3 protein-coding genes are annotated in these 19,774 nt (G+C 73.7%); all 3 read left to right on the top strand.

Annotated features, from left to right (window positions below; all coding sequences use genetic code 11):
* Window positions 1–11 precede the first annotated feature (11 nt).
* Window positions 12–6,548 (top strand): type I polyketide synthase, encoded by a 6,537-nt coding sequence (locus OYE22_RS30330; protein ID WP_277323386.1) that lies wholly within the window; start codon window positions 12–14, stop codon window positions 6,546–6,548.
* A 25-nt stretch (window positions 6,549–6,573) separates the two neighbouring features.
* On the top strand, window positions 6,574–12,351 hold the full coding sequence (locus tag OYE22_RS30325) for a type I polyketide synthase (protein ID WP_277323385.1): 5,778 nt from the start codon (window positions 6,574–6,576) through the stop codon (window positions 12,349–12,351).
* A 77-nt stretch (window positions 12,352–12,428) separates the two neighbouring features.
* Window positions 12,429–19,685: a type I polyketide synthase gene (locus tag OYE22_RS30320; protein WP_277323384.1), complete on the top strand. Its 7,257-nt coding sequence runs from the start codon at window positions 12,429–12,431 to the stop codon at window positions 19,683–19,685.
* The last annotated feature ends 89 nt before the right edge of the window (window positions 19,686–19,774 follow it).

Genomic DNA, 19,774 nt, shown 5'->3' with positions numbered 1-19,774 from the left:
GCAGGCGCAAAGTGTCACAGGAAGACAAGTTTCGCGAGCATCTGCGCTGGGCCACGGCCGAACTCACCGAGTCGCGGCGTCGGGTGGCCGAGTTGGAGGAAGCCGACCGCGAACCGCTCGCCATCATCGGGATGAGTTGCCGGTTCCCCGGCGGCGTCGACACCCCGGAAGAACTGTGGCGACTGGTGTCCACGGGTCGGGACGCCATCGGCGTACCGCCCACGGAGCGTGGCTGGCACCTGGAGGACTTCTACGATCCGGACGGGACGCGCCCCGGCACCTCGTACGTGTGCGAGGGCGGCTTCCTGGAGGGCGCGACCGGCTTCGACCCGGCGTTCTTCGACATCAGCCCGCGCGAGGCGCTGGCGATGGACCCGCAGCAGCGGCTGCTCCTGGAGACGGCGTGGGAGGCGTTCGAGCGGGCGGGCATCGTCCCGGCGACGCTGCGCGGCTCCCGGGTGGGCGTCTTCGCCGGGCTGATGTACCACGACTACGCCGCGCGGTTGGGCGACGAGGTGGACGAGCCCGTCGCCGGGTTCCTCGGCAGCGGCAACGCGGGCAGCGTCGCCTCGGGCCGGATCGCCTACGTGTTCGGCCTGGAAGGGCCGGCGGTGACGCTGGACACGGCGTGCTCGTCATCGCTGGTCGCACTGCACCTGGCGGCCCAGGCCGTACGGCGCGGCGACTGCGCCATGGCACTGGCGGGCGGGGTCACCGTGATGGCCACACCGACCACCTTCGTGGAGTTCAGCCGCCAGGGTGGTCTGGCCAGGGACGGCCGCTGCAAGTCGTTCGCGGCGTCGGCCGACGGCACGGCTTGGGGCGAGGGCGCGGGCATGCTGTTGATCGAGCGGCTCTCCGAGGCCCGCAGGGCGGGGCACCCGGTGCTCGCCGTACTCCGCGGGTCGTCGGTCAACCAGGACGGCGCGAGCAGCGGCCTCTCCGCACCCAACGGCCCCGCGCAGCAGCGCGTCATCCAGCAGGCGCTGGACGCGGCCGGCCTCTCACCCGACCTGGTCGACGCGGTGGAGGCGCACGGTACGGGCACCACGCTCGGTGACCCGATCGAGGCCCAGGCCCTCCTCGCCACCTACGGCCAGAACCGCCCCGACGACCGACCCCTGTGGCTGGGCTCGCTGAAATCCAACATCGGCCACACCCAGGCCGCCGCCGGCGTCGGCGGCGTCATCAAGATGGTCCAAGCCATGCGCCACGGCGTACTGCCACCCACCCTGCACGTGGACGAGCCCACACCCCACGTCGACTGGGCCTCCGGCGCCGTACGCCTGCTCACCGAGCGACAGCAGTGGCCGGAGACAGGTCGCCCACGCCGAGCCGCCGTCTCCTCCTTCGGCATCAGCGGCACCAACGCCCACGTCATCCTGGAACAGGCTCCCGTGTCCGCTACGACACCGGAGCCGAGGCCGGAACCACGCGAGGCGGCTCCCGCAGTGGCTCAGGCCGTGGCCTGGCCGCTGTCCGCTCGATCCGCCAAGGCACTACGCGCCGCCGCGAGCCGGCTACGAGCCGCCGTGGACGCCCACCCGGAGTGGACGACGGCCGCCGTCGCGCGGTCCCTGACGACCGAGCGCTCGATGTTCGAGCACCGTGCCGTCGTCATCGGCACCGACCGCGCCGAACTCCTCACCGGCCTCGAGGCGCTGGCCGACGGCCAGGAGCACCCGAGCGTGGTGACGGGCCAGGGAAACCACAGCCGACCGGTCTTCGTCTTCCCCGGTCAGGGCTCGCAGTGGACCGGCATGGCCACCGACCTCCTGAACACCTCCGAGGTCTTCCGACAGTCGATAGCCGAGTGCGAGGACGCTCTGGCGCCGTACGTCGACTGGTCGTTGACCGACGTGTTGACCAACGGCCAACCCATCGAACGCGTCGACGTCGTCCAACCCGCGCTGTTCGCCGTGATGGTCTCGCTAGCCCGCGTCTGGCAGTCCCTGGGCGTCCAACCCACCGCCGTCATCGGCCACTCACAAGGCGAGATCCCCGCAGCCGTCATCGCGGGCGCCTTGACCCTTGAGGACGGCGCCCGCATCACCGCGCTCCGCAGCCAAGCCATCCACACCACCCTCACCGGTGGCGGTGCCATGGCCTCCCTCACCCTCACACCCGAAGCAACCCAACAACTCCCCGGAGCTTGGGGACAAGAACTCCACATCGCCGCACACAACGGACCCCACACCACCGTCATCGCCGGCAACACCACCGCAGTCGAAGACCTCCTCACCCACTGCGAACAACACGACATCCACGCCCGACGCATCAACGTCGACTACGCCTCCCACAGCCCCCACGTCGAAACCATCCGCGAACAACTACTCACACAACTCGCCGACATAAAACCCACCACCAGCAACATCCCGTTCTACTCCACCACCACCGGCGAAGCCCTCGACACCACCCAACTCACCGCCCAGTACTGGTACACCAACCTCCGCCAACCCGTACTCCTCACCCACGCCACCACCACCGCCCTCACCAACGGACACACCACCTACATCGAAATCAGCCCCCACCCCATCCTCACCACCCCACTCCACGACATCACCGACGAACACGACCAACCCGTCACCATCACCGCAACCCTCCGCCGCGACCACGGCACCTGGACCCAACTCCTCACCCACGCCGCCCACCTCCACACCCACAACACCCCCATCAACTGGACCACCCTCATCCCCACCACCGCACCACAACTCGACCTCCCCACCTACCCCTTCCAGCGCCAGCACTACTGGCTCACCGCCCCGGAGGCGGTCGGGGACGTGCGGTCGGCTGGGCTGGACGCGGCTGGACATCCGTTGCTGGGGGGTGTGTTGCCGCTGGCGGGTGAGGGCGGTGACGCGGTGCTCGTCGGCAGGGTGTCGGTGCGGTCGCATCCGTGGTTGGCCGACCATGTGGTGTGGGGCACGGTGTTGGTGCCGGGCGCGGCGCTGGTGGAGTTGGCCGTACGGGCGGGCGACCAGGTCGGCTGCGATGTGCTGGAGGAGTTGACGCTCGCGACGCCACTGGTCGTCCCGGACGGGGAGGCCGTTCGGTTGCAGCTCACCGTCGGGGCTCCGGAGGAGGGTTCCGGGCGGCGGCCGGTGACGATCCACTCCCGGCCCGACGCGGCCGGGGCCGACTCCGCGTGGAGCTGTCACGCGACCGGTTTCGTCGGTACGGGTGCCCGGCAGCCGGACTGGGATCTGGCGGAGTGGCCGCCGGTGGGCGCCCAGCCGGTGGAGCTGGACGGGTTCTACCCACGGCTGGTGGCGAACGGTCTTGGCTACGGACCGGCGTTCCAGGGCTTGCGAGCCCTGTGGCGGCGCGGTGACACGTGGTTCGCCGAGGTCAGGCTGCCCGATGACCAGTCGGCGGACGGGTTCGGCCTGCATCCGGCGCTGCTGGACGCCGCGCTGCACGGGGCCGTCGACCCCGACGCTCCGATGCGGTTGCCCTTCTCGTGGACGGGGGTGCGGCTGTACGCGTCCGGGGCGACCGCGCTGCGGGTCAGGCTGACGGATGACGGGCAGGGCGGCCTCACGCTCGCGCTGGCCGACGGCGGCGGGGCTCCGGTGGCCGAGATCGACTCGCTGGTGGGTCGGGTGGTGACCGAGGAGCAGGTGCGGGCGGCGGGCACCGGTGACCTGAACACCGCGCTGTGGGTGGACTGGCTGGAGATGCCCCCGCCGGGTGGCGCGTCGGGGTCCGGCGTGCCCTGGGCCCTGGTCGGCCCGGACGACCTCGCGTTGGGTGGGCCCGCCGTGGGTTCGCCGCTCGCCACGTACCCGGACCTGACCGCGCTGGCGGATTCCGGTGCGGTGCCGGACACCGTTGTGGTGACCTGCGCTGGTGCGGAGCCCGCCGAGGAGGGTGTGCCGGACGCCGTGCGGGAGGCGGTCGACCGGGTGCTCGGGCTCGCCCAGGCGTGGCTGGCCGACGCGCGGTTCGCGGGCAGGTTGGTGGTGGTCACCCGAGGCGCGGTGGTAGCCGGGGACGGCGAGGCCGTACGGGACCTGGTGCACGCGCCGGTGTGGGGGTTGCTGCGGTCGGCGCAGACGGAGAACCCGGACCGGTTCGTACTGGCCGATCTCGACGAGCACGAGGCGTCGCGGGCCGCGTTCGCCGGTGCGCTCGCCTCGGGTGAGCCGCAGTTCGCGTTGCGGGCCGGGCGGCTGTTGGTGCCCCGGCTGGTGCGGGACGAGCCCGGGCAGGCGTTGGAGCCGCCGGCGGGCGGGGGACCCTGGCGGTTGGACACGCGGGGCAAGGGCACGCTGGAGAACCTGGCGCTGGTGCCGTATCCGGAGGCCGCCGCACCACTGGCGCCCGGGCAGGTGCGGATGGCGGTGCGGGCGGCGGGGGTGAACTTCCGGGACGTGCTGCTTGGCCTAGGCATGGTCGATCAGGACGTGATGGGCGGGGAGGCGGCGGGCGTCGTCCTGGAGGTGGGGTCCGACGTCACGGACCTGGCGCCTGGTGACCGGGTGATGGGCATGGTGCCCGGCTCGTTCGGGCCGGTCGCGGTCGTCGACCGGCGGCTGCTCGTACCGTTGCCCGCGCACTGGACGTACACCGAAGGCGCCTCGGTGCCCATCGCGTTCCTCACCGCCTACTACGGCCTGGTGGAGCTGGCCGGGCTGCGGGAGGGCGAGTCCGTCCTGATCCATGCGGCGACCGGTGGCGTGGGGCTGGCCGCCCTGCAACTCGCCCGCCATCTCGGCGCCGAGGTGTTCACGACGGCGAGCCCCGCCAAGTGGCCGACGCTGCGGGCGTTGGGTGTGCCGGCCGAGCGGATCGCGTCCTCGCGGTCGCTGGACTTCGAGGAGCACACGCGCGCCGCGTCCAACGGGGTGGACGTGGTGCTGAACTCGCTGGCCAACGCGTACGTGGACGCCTCGCTGCGGCTGCTGAAGGAGGGCGGCCGGTTCGTGGAGATGGGCAAGACCGACATCCGCGACGCCGCGCGGGTGGCGGTGGACCATCCCGGTAGGTCGTATCTGTGGTTCGACCTGATCGACGCCGGTTACGAGCGGATCGGTCGGATGATGGGCGCGCTGATGCCGCTGTTCGCAACGGGCACCCTCCGTCCGCTGCCCACCGCCACCTGGGACGTGCGGCGCGGGTTGGAGGCGTTCCGCTTCATGAGTCAGGCCCGGCACATCGGCAAGGTGGTGCTGACCATGCCTCCCGCGCCCGCCGCGACGCGGGACGGAACGGTGGTGATCACCGGTGGTACCGGGGTCCTCGGCAGCCTCGTCGCCCGCCACCTCGTCACCCACCACGGCATACGCCACCTCCTCCTCCTCTCCCGCCGCGGACCCCACGCACCCGACGCCACCCAACTCCACCACCAACTCACCCAACTCGGCGCCACCACCACCATCACCACCTGCGACACCAGCAACCGCGAGCAACTCGCCACCGCACTCGCCACCATCCCACCCCAACACCCCCTCACCGGCATCATCCACACCGCCGGCACACTCCACGACGCCCTCCTCACCAACCTCACCCCCCAACACACCCACACCACCCTCCAACCCAAAGCCCACACCGCCTGGCACCTCCACCAACTCACCCAACACACCCCCCTCGACTTCTTCGTCCTCTTCTCCTCGTCCGCCGCTGTGCTGGGCGGTCCCGGGCAGGGCAACTACGCGGCGGCCAACGCCTTCCTGGACGCGCTCGCGCAACACCGGCGTGACCGGGGTCTGCCGGGTGTCTCGGTGGCGTGGGGGCTGTGGGAGCGGGAGAGCGGGATGACGGGGCATCTGGGCGCGGCCGACCAGTCCCGGCTGCGCCGGGCCGGGACGACACCGCTCTCCGACGCCGTGGGCCTCGCCCTCTTCGAAGCGGCGCTCGACGCCGACCGGGCCGCGGTGGTGGCGATGGGGTTCGATCCCGCCGCGGCGCGCGTGGCGCTCGGGGCGCAGCGGGTGCCGCCGCTGCTGCGGCGGTTGGTGGCGGCTCCGGCGCGGCGGGTGGCCGCCGCCGGTCCTGACCCGGCGGCCGGTGGCGCGCGGGCGCTGGTGGACCGGCTGGCCTCGGTGCCCGAGGCCGAGCGCGGCCGGTTGCTGCTCGGGTTGGTCCGGGAGCAGACCGCGCTCGTGCTGAGTTACGCGTCGAGCGGGGAGGTCGGTGCCGACCAGGCGTTCAAGCAGTTGGGCGTGGACTCGTTGACCGCGGTCGAGTTGCGCAACCGGCTGAGCGCGGCCACGGGCCTGCGGCTGCCCGCCACGTTGGTCTTCGACCATCCCACGCCGGCCGCGTTGGCCGGGCGGTTGCGTGCGGAGCTGGCCGATGCGCTGGGCGGTCCGGCCACGGGGGCCGAGGTCGGCGAGGTGGACGACGCGGAGATCCGTCGGCTGTTGGCTACGGTCGCCCCGGACCGGCTCCGCGCGGCCGGGTTGCTCGGCGCCCTGTTGGAGCTGGCCGAGCCCGCGCCCCGGGTCGACGGGGCGGCCGGCGCGGACCCGGGTGACCTGGAGTCGATCGACGCGATGGACGCGGACGACCTGATCGGCCTGGCCTTCGGCAGTACCGACCTCTGATCGCGTTCGGACGGTGGAGAAGACGATGACCGCAGCACAGACACCCGCGTCACACGACCGCGTCCTGGCGGCCCTGCGGCACTCGGTGAAGGAGAACAAGCGCCTTGAGCAGCGCAACCACCAGCTCACCGAGGAACGACACGAGCCGATCGCGATCGTCGACATGGCCTGCCGGTTCCCCGGCGGCGTCACGTCGCCCGAGGACTTCTGGCAGTTGCTGAGCGAGGGCCGGGACGCCGTCACCGAGTTCCCCGCAGAGCGCGGCTGGGACACCGAGGCGCTGTACGACCCGGACCCGGACCGGCCGGGCCACAGCTATGTGCGGCACGGGGCCTTCCTGCGGGACGCGGAACGCTTCGACGCCGCGTTCTTCGGGATCAGCCCGCGTGAGGCGCTGGCGATGGACCCGCAGCAGCGGCTGCTCCTGGAGACGGCGTGGGAGGTCTTCGAACGGGCCGGCATCGATCCGACGTCGGTGCGTGGCAGGCGGATCGGCGTGTTCGTCGGGGTGTCTCCGCTGGGGTACGGGGCGGGCTCGCAGGCGGCGTCGGAGGGCACCGAGGGCTACCTGTTGACCGGGACGACGGTCAGCGTCGCCTCCGGGCGGCTGGCCTACGCCTTCGGCCTTGAGGGGCCCGCGCTGACCGTGGACACCGCGTGCTCCTCGTCGTTGGTGGCCCTGCACCTGGCGGCGCGGGCGCTGCGGGCGGGCGAGTGCACCGCGGCGCTGGTGGGCGGGGCCGCCGTGATGGCGGCGCCGCACATGTTCGTGGAGTTCAGCCGCCAGCGTGGGCTCGCGCCGGACGGCCGTTGCAAGGCGTTCGCCAGCGCCGCCGACGGCACCTCCTGGGGCGAGGGCGTGGGCCTGCTCCTTGTCATGCGGCTGTCGGAGGCTCGCCGCGCGGGGCACCGGGTGCTGGCCGTGCTGCGGGGCAGCGCCGTCAACCAGGACGGCGCGTCCAACGGGCTCACCGCGCCGAGCGGGCCGGCACAGCAGCGGGTGATCCGGCAGGCGCTGGCCGACGCGCGGCTGGCCCCGGACGAGGTGGACGCGGTGGAGGCGCACGGCACCGGCACCCGTCTCGGCGACCCGATCGAGGCCCAGGCCCTGCTCGCCACCTACGGCCAGGACCGACCGGCCGACCGGCCGCTGTGGCTGGGCTCGGTGAAGTCCAACATCGGCCACACCCAGTTGGCCGCGGGCGTCGCCGGGGTCATCAAGACCGTGCTCGCGATGCGGCACGGCGTACTGCCACCCACGCTGCACGTGGACACCCCGGCCGAGCGGGTCGACTGGTCCCGGGGCGCGGTGGAACTCCTCACCGAGGCGCGCTCGTGGCCGGCGGCCGACCGGCCCCGCCGAGCCGCGGTGTCCTCCTTCGGCATCAGCGGCACCAACGCCCACGTCATCCTCGAAGCCGCCGACCCCGCCGACACCGGAACGGACGGCGCTCCCGTCTCCTCTCCCGGGTCGACCGTCGCCACCGCGTCGATTCCGGACGGCGACGCGGCCGCGACCCCGGGCAAGGGCGCGGTCCCGGGCAGGGACGCGGCCGTGGGCGGCGGTGTGGCGGGCGCGGAGCGGCCTGTGGTCGTCACCCCCTGGCCGTTGTCCGCCGCCAGCCCCGAGGCGCTGCGCGCGCAGGCCCTGCGGGTGCGGGAGGCCGTCGCCGCGCGTCCCGACTGGGAGCCGTCCGCCGTGGCCTGGGCGCTGGCCACCACCCGGGCCGACCTCGCCCAGCGGGCCGTGGTCGTCGGCGCCGGGCGTACCGAACTGCTCGCCGGGCTCGACGCGCTCGCCGGGGGCACCACCACGGCACACACCGTCGTGGGCGAGGCGGCGCGGGGCGGCGGGCTGGCGTTCCTCTTCACCGGGCAGGGCTCGCAACGCCCGGGTGCCGGGCGGGAGTTGCACCAGCTCTTCCCCGTCTTCGCCGAGGCGCTGGACCGCAACTGCGCGCTGCTGACCGAGCGGACCGGCCTGCCGCTGCGCGAGGCGCTGCTCGCCGAGGAGGGCTCGGCCGGCTACCCGGAACACGCGCGGCTGCTGCGGGGGACGGCCTGGGCCCAGTGCGCGTTGTTCGCCCTCGAAGTGGCCCTGTTCCGGCTGGTGGAGTCGTGGGGGGTACGCCCGGACTTCCTGCTCGGCCACTCCGTCGGCGAGTTGGCCGCCGCGCACGTGGCCGGGGTGTTCTCGCTGGAGGACGCGGTGACCGCGGTGGCTGCCCGGGGCCGCCTCATGCAGGAGTTGCCGGAGGGCGGGGCGATGGCGGCCGTGGAGGCGACCGAGGAGGAGGTCGCGGCCCTGCTGGCCGGGGGCGACGGGACGGCGGAGATCGCCGCGGTCAACGGCCCGACCTCGGTGGTGGTGTCGGGTGACGAGGACGGCGTGGGCCGGGTCGCCACCGCGCTACGCGACCGGGGCCGGCGCACCAGGGAGCTGAGCGTCAGCCATGCCTTCCACTCGCCGCGTATGGACGGCATGTTGAGCGCGTTCCGTACGGTCATGTCCCGGCTGGCGACCCACGAGCCGACGCTGCCGCTGATCTCCAACGTCACCGGGCTGCCGGTCACCGGCGAGCAGGTCCGCTCGGCCGACTACTGGGTGCGCCACGCCCGAGCGACCGTGCGTTTCCACGCCGGCGTCCGGCACCTGGCGGCACAGGGTGTCCGCACCTTCCTGGAGCTGGGCCCCGACAGGGTGCTGTGCGCGGCGGCCCGCGACGGCGCCCTGGACGCGCTCGGCGCGAGCGCCGACGAGGTGGCCGCCGTGCCGCTGCTCCGCGGCGGCCAGCCCGAGTCGACGACGGTGCTCACCGCGCTGGCCACGCTGCACGTGCGCGGGTGCGGGGTGGACTGGCGAGCCTGCCTGGGCGATGTCGCCGGCCGTCCGGACCCGACGGCGCGGGTCGACCTGCCCACCTATCCCTTCCAGGGCGAGCGCTACTGGCTGCCGCCGCGACCGGCCGCGGCCGAACCCGCCGACCTGGGCCTGGAGGCCGCCGGGCACCCGCTGCTCGCCGCAGCCCTCACCCCGGCCGACGGTGACGGCCTGCTGCTGACCGGCCGGCTGTCGGTCAGCTCCCATCCGTGGATCGCCGACCACGTCGTCCTGGACACGGTGGTCGTGCCCGGCACGGCGTTCCTCGAACTGGCCCTGCACGCGGCGCTGTTGACACGGTGCCAGGGCGTCGACGAGCTCGACCAGGAGAGCCCGCTGATCCTGCCCGCCGACGGCGCGGTCCGGGTGCAGCTCAGGGTGGGAACGCCCGAGGAGGACGGCCGCCGGCCCCTGGCCGTGTACTCCCGTCCCGACGGCGACGACACCGAGCCCTGGACCCGGCACGCGAGCGGCCTGCTGACCGCCGCGGTCGAGGCCAGCCCCGCCGCCGACTCCGCCGGGCTCGACGGAGCCTGGCCCCCGCCGGGTGCCGTGCCCGTCGACATCGCCGACTTCTACCGCACCGTGGCCCTGGACGGCTTCGCCTACGGGCCGTCCTTCCAGGGCCTGCAGGCGGTGTGGCACGTGGGCGACGACGTCTATGGCGAGGTGGAGCTGCCGGAGCCGTACCGGGCGGAGGCCCTCCGGTACGGCGTGCACCCCGCCCTGCTCGACGCCGCGCTCCACGCGGGCCTGGTGGGCAGCACCTGGGAGCAGGTGCTGCTGCCCTTCGCCTGGAACGGCGTACGACGCTCGCGTACCGGCGCGGCCCGGCTGCGCGTCCGCCTCTCCCCGGCCGGGCAGGACGCCATGTCGCTGCTGGTGACCGACGAGTCGGGCGCACCCGTCGTGACGGTGGCCGCGCTGCGGGCGCGGCCGGTCTCCCCGGCCCAGTTGCGGGCCGCAGGCCGTACGCCGGCCGGGGACGCGTTGTTCCGCGTCGAGTGGGCCGCCGCCGGCCCGGGCACGGCGGACGCCGCCGGGGCGGACGAGGCGGAGTGGGCCCTGGTCGGGCCGTACGATCCGCTGGCGGACTCGGCATCCGAGGCCACCGGCGGCCCGCTCGACCGCTATCCGGACCTGGCGGCTCTCGCGGAGGCCGTAGCTGGGGGGCGGCCGGTGCCGACGACCGTCTTCCTGACCTGCCCGCACGCCGCGCCCGGCGCGGCCGTGCCCGAGGCGGCCAGGGAAACGCTGGCGTGGGCCAGCTCCGCGCTCACCTCGTGGGTCGGCGACCCGCGCTTCGCCGCCTCCCGGCTGGTCGTGCTGACGCACGGCGCGGTGGCCGCCGGGCGGGACGAGGACGTGCCGAACCTCGCCCAGGCGCCGCTGTGGGGGCTGGGTCGGGCGGCGCAGGCCGAGCACCCGGGCCGTTTCGTCCTGCTCGACCTCGGCGCCGGCGCCGACGTCCGCGCGGCGCTGCGGCGGGCGGCCGGTTCCGACGAGCCACAGCTCGCCGCGCGACCCGCCGGCCTCCACACACCCCGGCTGGTCCGGGCCAGGCCGACCGCCGTGGACCCCGCGCTCCCGACTCCGCGCCTGGGCGACCGTGCCGGAACGGTCCTCATCACCGGCGGCACCGGCGCGCTGGGCTCGCTGCTCGCCCGGCACCTGGTCGCGGAGCACGGCGTACGGGACCTGTTGCTGCTCACCCGGCGTGGCCCGCGGGCGCCCGAGGCCGAGCGGCTGACGGCCGAACTCGCCGCGGCCGGAGCGCGGGTGACGGTCGCGAGCTGTGACGTGTCGCGACGCCAGGCCCTGGCCGACGTGTTGGCCGGGATTCCGACGGAGCGGCCATTGACCGCGGTCGTGCACGCGGCGGGCGTGGTGGACGACGGGGCGCTGGAGGCGCTGACGGCGGAACGCTTCGACGCGGTACTGCGGCCGAAGGCCGACGCGGCCTGGCACCTGCACGAGCTGACCCGGGGCATGGCGCTCGACGCGTTCGTCCTGTTCTCCTCGGCGGCGGCCACCCTCGGCGGCGCCGGGCAGGGGAACTACACCGCCGCGAACAGCCTCCTCGACGCGCTGGCCCAGCACCGCGCCGCCCACGGCCTGCCTGCCCGCTCCGTGGCCTGGGGACCCTGGGAGGAACGGGCGGGGATGGCAGGGGAGTTGGACGAGGCGACCCAGCGCCGGATGCGGCGCGCCGGCGTCCTCCCGCTGGCCCCGCACGACGGACTCGCGCTCTTCGACGCCGCGCTGGCCGGGGACGATCACACCCTGCTCGCGGTCCGGCTGAACCTGGCCGCCCTGCGCGGCACGGCCGACGCCGCGCCACCGCTGCTGCACACCCTGACCGGCACACCCACGACACCGGGGGCAGCGCCTGCCGTGGCCGGGTGGCGTGGACGGTTGGCCGGATTGGCGGCCGACGAGCGCGAGGACGCCCTGCTCGACCTGGTACGTGACGCGGTGGCCACCGTGCTCGGCCACGCGGACCCGACGGCCGTGCACGGTGAACGGGCCTTCAACGACCTCGGGTTCGACTCCCTGACCGCCGTGGAGCTACGGAACCGGCTCGCCACCTCCACCGGGCTGCGGCTCCCGGCCACCCTGGTCTTCGACCATCCGACATCCCGGGCCCTGGCCCGCTATCTGGATGGCGCGCTCCCCCAGGACGGGGCGCCCACCGCCGGCGTGCCGGTACTCGCCGAACTCGACAGGTTCGAAGCCACCCTGACCGCCATCGGCCCCGACCACCCCGACCAGCCACGGATCGCCACCCGGCTCCGTGCCGTCCTGGCCCGCTGGGAGGGCCGGCCGGTCGCCGCCGTTCCCGACACCGACAGCGGGCTGGCGGACGACGCCGCGGACGACGAGGTCTTCGACTTCATCACCAACGAACTCGGGATCTCCTGACCGGCCCCGGGGCCACCACTCAATCGAGCCTCACGCCTTCTCCGTCCCTCCCGACCTGCCGAAAGGGTGGCACCACCGTGGCGAGCGAGACCGAGGAAAAGCTGCGTTACTTCCTCAAGCGGGTGTCGACCGACCTCCAGGAGACGCGCCGCCGCCTCCACGACCTGGAGTCCGTCGAGGGCGAGCCGATCGCCGTCGTGGGCATGGCCTGCCGCTACCCCGGCGGTGCCGACTCCCCGGAGAAGCTGTGGCGCCTCCTCACGGAGGGCCGGGACACCGCCACACCGTTCCCCACCGACCGGGGCTGGGACGTGGAGGCGCTGTACGACCCCGACCCGGACCACCCCGGTACGACGTACGGGCGCGAGGGTTGCTTCGTCGACGACGCGGGTCACTTCGACGCAAGCTTCTTCGGGATCGGACCGCGCGAGGCGCTGGCCATGGACCCGCAACAGCGACTGCTCCTGGAGACCACCTGGGAGACGTTCGAGCGGGCCGGCATCGACCCGACCACGCTGCGCGGCAGCAGCACCGGCGTCTTCATGGGCACCGGCCAACAGGACTACGCCTCCCTGGTCCAGCGGGCGACGGAGAACCTGGAGGGATACCTGCTGTCGGGCGGCGCGGCCAGCGTCATCTCCGGGCGGCTGTCGTACGTGTTCGGTCTTGAGGGCCCGGCGATCACCGTGGACACCGCCTGCTCCTCCTCACTGGTCGCCCTCCACCTGGCCACCCAGTCGCTGCGTCGCGGCGAGACCACCATGGCCCTGGCCGGCGGAGCCACCGTCATGGCCGCGCCCGGCATGTTCATCGAGTTCAGCCGACAACGCGGCCTCTCCCCCGACGGCCGCTGCAAGGCATTCGCCGCCTCGGCCAACGGCACCGGATGGGGCGAGGGCGTGGGCGTCCTCCTTCTCGAACGCCTCACCGACGCGCAACGCAACGGCCACCAGGTACTCGCTGTCGTGCGCGGCTCGGCCATCAACCAGGACGGCGCGTCCAACGGGCTCACCGCCCCCAACGGTCCGGCCCAACAGCGCGTCATCTGGCAGGCGCTGAGCAACGCCAGGCTGACCACCGACGACATCGACGCGGTGGAGGCTCACGGTACGGGCACCACCCTCGGCGACCCGATCGAGGCCCAGGCCCTCCTCGCCACCTACGGCCAGAACCGCCCCGACGACCGACCCCTGTGGCTGGGCTCGATCAAGTCCAACATCGGCCACACCCAGGCCGCAGCCGGCGTCGCCGGCGTCATCAAGGCGATCCTCGCGCTGAACCACGGGACGCTGCCCAAGACCCTGCACGTGGACGAGCCCACACCCCACGTCGACTGGGACTCCGGCGCCGTACGCCTGCTCACCGAGCAGCGACGGTGGCCCGAGACAGACCGGCCACGCCGAGCCGCCGTCTCCTCCTTCGGAGCCAGCGGCACCAACGCCCACGTCATCGTGGAGCAGGCCCCCGAGCCGCAGGCCACTCCGGATGCGCAGGCCGCCGCAGAAGGCACGGGCGCCACAGTCGAGACGGGCATCATCCCGATCGTCCTCTCCGCACGAGGCCACCGGGCTCTCCGTACCCAGGCCGCGCAACTCGCCGCGTACGTCGAGGACCACCCCGAGACCGACCCGTACGCCGTCGCGCACGCCCTGCTCAGCACGCGAGCCACCCTCGAACACCGGGCCGTCCTGCTCGCCCGCGACCGCGACCACCTCCTGGACGCGCTCCGCGCCCTCGCCAAGGGCGAGGAACACCCCAGCGTGATCACCGGCAACGCCGACCACGCCAAGCCTGTTTTCGTCTTCCCGGGCCAGGGCTCGCAGTGGACCGGCATGGCCACCGACCTCCTGAACGCCTCCGAGGTCTTCCGACAGTCGATAGCCGAGTGCGAGAACGCCCTCGCGCCGTATGTCGACTGGTCGTTGACGGATGTGCTCACCAACGGCCAACCCATCGAACGCGTCGATGTCGTCCAACCCGCGCTGTTCGCCGTCATGGTCTCGTTGGCCCGAGTGTGGCAGTCGCTGGGCGTCCAACCCACCGCCGTCATCGGCCACTCGCAAGGGGAGATTCCCGCGGCCGTCATCGCGGGTGCCTTGACCCTTGAGGACGGCGCCCGCGTCACCGCGCTCCGCAGCCAAGCCATTCACACCACCCTCACCGGCCACGGCACCATGGCCTCCCTCACCCTTACGCCCGAGGCAACCCAACAGCTCCCCGGAGCCTGGGGACAAGAACTCCACGTCGCCGCGCACAACGGACCCCACACCACCGTCATCGCCGGCAACACCACCGCAGTCGAAGACCTGCTCCAACACTGCGAAGAACACGACATCCACGCCCGACGCATTAACGTCGACTACGCCTCTCACAGCCCCCACGTGGAATCCGTACGCGAGCAACTACATAACCAGCTTGGCGACATAAAGCCCACCACCAGCGACATTCCCTTCTACTCCACCACCACAGGCGAAGCCCTCGACACCACCCAACTCACCGCCCACTACTGGTACACCAACCTCCGCCAACCCGTACTCCTCACCCACGCCACCACCACCGCCCTCACCAACGGACACACCACCTTCATCGAAATCAGCCCCCACCCCGTCCTCACCACCCCACTCCACGACATCACCGACCACACCAACCAACCCACCACCATCACCGCAACCCTCCGCCGCGACCACGGCACCTGGACCCAACTCCTCACCCACGCCGCACACCTCCACACCCACAACACCCCCATCAACTGGACCACCCTCCTCCCCACCACCGCACCACAACTCGACCTCCCCACCTACCCCTTCCAACGGCGGCGCTATTGGGTGGACGCCAGGGCGTTGGGCGTCGCGCCGCTGGCCGCGTCGGGTGAGGACGCGGAGGAGGGTGACTCGGCGGGGGCGGAGCTGCGGCGGGAACTGGCTGGCCGGTCCGAGGTGGAGCAGGAACGGATGCTGCTCGAACTGGTACGGACGCACGCCGCCGTGGTCCTCGGCCTGGAGGGGCCGCTGGATGTCGGGCGTTCCTTCAACGAGTTGGGCTTCGTCTCGCTCACCGCCGTGGAACTGCGTAACCGACTGATCGCGGCGGCCGGTGTGCGGCTTCCCGCGACCGTGGTCTTCGACCACCCGACGCCACGGGAGCTGAGTCGGCGGCTGCGCACCGAGTTGGCGGGTGCCGAGTTGGCGGGTGTCGGGGGCCAGCGTGCGCCGCGACCAGTGGTGGCGGCGCGGACGGCGCCCGAGGGTGGCGACGATCCGATCGCGATCGTCTCGATGGCCTGCCGGTTTCCGGGTGGTGTGGGCAGCCCGGAGGACCTGTGGCGGCTGGTCGCCGAGGGTACCGACGCCATCTCGGCCTTCCCCGAAGACCGTGGCTGGGACGTGGCGGGGATCTACCACCCCGATCCGGGCCGCAGTGGCCGTACGTACACGCGGGAAGGCGGGTTCGTCGCCGACGCGCACGCGTTCGACGCCGCGTTCTTCGGGATCGGGCCGCGCGAGGCGCTGGCCATGGACCCGCAGCAGAGGTTGCTGCTGGAGACCGCGTGGGAGGTGTTCGAGCGCGCGGGCATCGACCCGACGAGCACGCGCGGCAGCCGTACCGGTGTCTTTGCCGGCTCCAGTGGCCAGGACTATCCGCAGCTCGTCCTCGGGGCCTCGGCTGACATCGAGGGGTACCTGATGACCGGCAACGCGGCCAGCGTGTTGTCCGGCAGGTTGGCGTACGCGTTCGGGCTCGAAGGTCCGGCCGTCACGGTGGACACCGCCTGCTCGTCGTCGCTGGTCGCGCTGCACCTGGCCTGTCAGTCGCTGCGGTCGGGCGAAAGTGAGCTGGCGCTGGCCGGTGGGGTGACGGTGCTGTCCACGCCGCAGGCGTTCATCAGCTTCAGCCGGCAGCGCGGGCTGGCGCCCGACGGCCGCTGCAAGCCGTTCTCCTCGGCCGCCGACGGCACCACATGGGGCGAGGGGGTCGGGTTGCTCCTCCTGGAACGGCTGTCCGACGCCCGGCGCAACGGCCATCCGGTGCTGGCCACGGTACGCGGCAGCGCCACCAACCAGGACGGTGCGAGCAACGGCCTCTCCGCGCCTCACGGGCCCTCACAACAGCGCGTCATCCGGCAGGCGCTCGCCAACGCCCGGCTGGCTCCGGCCGAGGTGGACGCGGTGGAGGCGCACGGCACGGGCACGCCGCTGGGTGACCCGATCGAGGCGCAGGCCCTGCTCGCCACGTACGGCCAGGACCGGCCGGCCGACCGGCCGCTGTGGCTGGGTTCGGTGAAGTCCAACATCGGTCACACGGCCGCCGCGGCGGGGGTCGCCGGGCTGATCAAGATGGTGAAGGCGATGGAGCACGGGGTGCTGCCCCCGACGCTGCACCTGGGCGAGCCCACCCCGCACGTGGAGTGGGACAGCGGGCGGGTCGCGCTCCTCGCCGAGCCGGTGGCCTGGCCGGACACCGGCCGACCGCGCCGGGCCGGGGTGTCCGCCTTCGGCATCAGCGGCACCAACGCGCACGTGCTCATCGAACAGGCGCCACCCGAACCCGAGCCCGAGCCGACGGCGGACACGGCGGAGCCGGTTCCGGAGCCGGTCCGCGCGGCGGTCCCGGAGGGTGCGGAAGCCGCCCCGGCCGGGCACGTGCCACCGGTGGTGCTGTGGCCCCTGTCCGCGCGCGGCGAGCGGGGCCTGCGGGCCCAGGCCGAGCGGTTGCGGGAGCACCTGGTCCGGCGGCCCGAACTGGACCCGGTGGACGTCGCTCGCGCGCTGGCGGCCTCCCGGGCCGGGCTGTCGCACCGCGCGGTGGTCCTCGCCGACCGGCAGGGCGCCGACGGCGGGCGTGCTGGCCTGCTCGCGGGGCTCGCCACGCTGGCGGCGGGCGAGGACGCGCCGGGTGTGGTGCGGGGCACGGCCACCGGCGGCCGGACGGGGTTCCTGTTCCCCGGTCAGGGCAGCCAGCGGCCGGGGATGGGGCGCGGCCTCTACGACGCCTTTCCGGTCTTCGCGCGGGCGCTTGACGAGATGTGTGGCTTGCTGGACGAGCACGCGGACGACGCGGGGCGGCCGGGACTGCTGTCGGTGTTGTTCGCGGCTGAGGGCACCGCGAGGGCGCGGCTGTTGGACGAGACGGTGTACACCCAGCCCGGGCTGTTCGCGGTGGGGGTCGCCGCGTACCGGCTCCTTGAGTCCTTCGGTGTCGTACCGGACTGTGTCGGCGGGCATTCCGTCGGGGAGTTGGCCGCCGCGCACGTGGCCGGGGTGTGGTCGGCCGATGACGCCTGTCGGTTGGTAGCGGCCCGGGCCCGGCTGCTCCAGGCGACGCCGGAGGGCGGCGCGATGACCGCCCTTGAGGCGAGCGAGGACGAGGTGCTCCCGCTGCTGGCCGGGTGCGCCGACCAGGTCTCCGTCGCGGCCGTCAACGGGCCTCGCGCCACCGTGGTCTCCGGGGTCGCCGAGGCGGTCGCCGAGGTCGCCGCCGTCTTCGCCGGCCAGGGGCGCAGGACCAGGGAGCTGCGGGTGGGACGGGCCTTCCACTCGCCGCTGACGGAGGGTGTGTTGGCGGAGTTCGGCGAGGTCGCGGCCTCGCTGACGTACCGGGCGCCGCGCGTGCCGGTGCTGTCCAACGTGAGTGGTGCGCTGGCCACCGCCGAGGAGTTGGGCACACCGGCGTACTGGGTGCGGCATGTGCGCGAGACGGTCCGGTTCCACGACGGGGCCCGCCGGTTGGCCGCCGACGGGATCACCAGTGTGCTCGAACTGGGGCTCGGCGGTGTGCTGTCGGCGTTGGTCCGCGAGGTGCCGGTGGAACGGGGCGGCTCCATGGCGGCGGTGCCGCTGCTGCGGCGCGGCAGGCCGGAGCCCGAGAGCGCCCTGGCGGCGCTGGCCCACGCGTACGCCCACGGGACGCCGGTGGCGTGGGACGCGGTGTTCGGCGGCGCGGGGGGCCGTCGGGTCGAGCTGCCGACGTACGCGTTCCAGCGACGGCGGTTCTGGCCGGTTGGCTCGCTGGGCCCGCGCCAGGACGAGGTCCACGAGCCGGTCGGGGCGACGGGGGACGACGGCGCGGCGGGGGGTGGCGGCGCGGCCGTACTCGGGGCGCGGCTCGCGGGGTTGGACGGGGCGGGGCGCCGTACGGAGTTGCGGGCGTTGGTGGTCACCCAGGTGGCGGCCGTACTCGGGCACCCGGCGACCGACGAGGTCGAGGCCGCCCTCGGCCTGCCGGAGCTGGGCATCGACTCGCTGGCCGCGACCGAACTGCGGGACAGCCTGCACCGTGCGACGGGGGTGTCCCTGTCGAGTACGGCCGTCTTCGAGCACCCCACCCTGGACGATCTGGCGGCACACCTCCAGGCCGGGTGGGAGGCGCTCGGCCCCGAGGCCCGGACCGCCGCCCCCGCGCCGGCGCCCGCCGGGCCGGAAGCGGAGGCGCCGCCGACCGAAGAGACGACGGCCGAGAAGCCGGCGGTCGCAGGGCCGGCGGCCGACGGTGCGGCGGTGGCCGAGCCGGTGGGCCTGCTGGGTTCGCTGGCCGTGCGGGCCGCCCGGGCGGGCCACTTCGCGGAGTTCGATGTCCTACTGCGGGACGCGTCCCGCTTCCGGGAGACCTTCGCGGCGGCGTCCGACCTGACCCGGCGCGCGGCCCCGGTCCGGCTCGCGCACGGGCCGGCCTTCCCCCGGCTGGTCTGCTTCCCGTCCTTCGCCGGCAGGTCGGGGGCCCACCAGTACGCCCGGCTGGCCTCGGCCGCCCGGGGTCAGCGGGACCTGTGGGCGGTGCCGGCTCCCGGCTTCGTCGACGGTGAGGCGCTCCCCGCCGACCTGGGGGCGCTCGTGGACCTGCACGCGTCCGATGTCGGCCAGATACGCGGGGACGCCCCGTTCGCCCTCGTCGGCCACTCCGCGGGCGGCTGGATCGCGCACGCGGTGACCGAGCGCCTGGAGGAACTCGGCACCCCGCCGGTGTGCCTGGTGCTGCTGGACAGCTATCCGCCCGGCAGCCCGGTGCTCCCCCGTATCCAGGCGGCGCTCGGCGCGGGCCTCACCACCGGCGACGGCGGGCTCGCGCCGGCCGGTGCGGCGCTCGACGACGTCTGCCTCACGGCGATGGGCGGTTACGGCGCCCTGTTCGCGGACTGGCTGCCGCGTGCGCTCGCCACCCCGGTCCTCCAGGTCAGGTCCACCGCGCCGCTCCCCGGGTTCCCCGCGACCGACTGGCAGCCGGCCTGGCCGGGCGAGCACACCGAACTCCAGGTGCCGGGCGACCACTTCTCCGTACTCGGCGACCACGCCACGGCCACCCTGCGGGCCGTCGGCGACCACCTCGGGGAGCCGCACTGACCGCGCCACGGCCCGGCCGCGCGCCCCGCCCCCGTACGACCACGACTCCGCACCACGTCCAGCCGAACCGCGACCAAGGGTGACCAGCG

The organism is Streptomyces sp. 71268 (assembly GCF_029392895.1).
GTDB lineage: Bacteria > Actinomycetota > Actinomycetes > Streptomycetales > Streptomycetaceae > Streptomyces.
This window is presented reverse-complemented; position numbering and strand designations above follow the sequence as displayed.

What these genes read in the sequence shown, in the direction of transcription:
- OYE22_RS30325 (WP_277323385.1), top strand. Translation starts at nt 6,574, where the DNA reads ATGACCGCAGCACAGACACCCGCGTCACACGACCGCGTCCTGGCGGCC.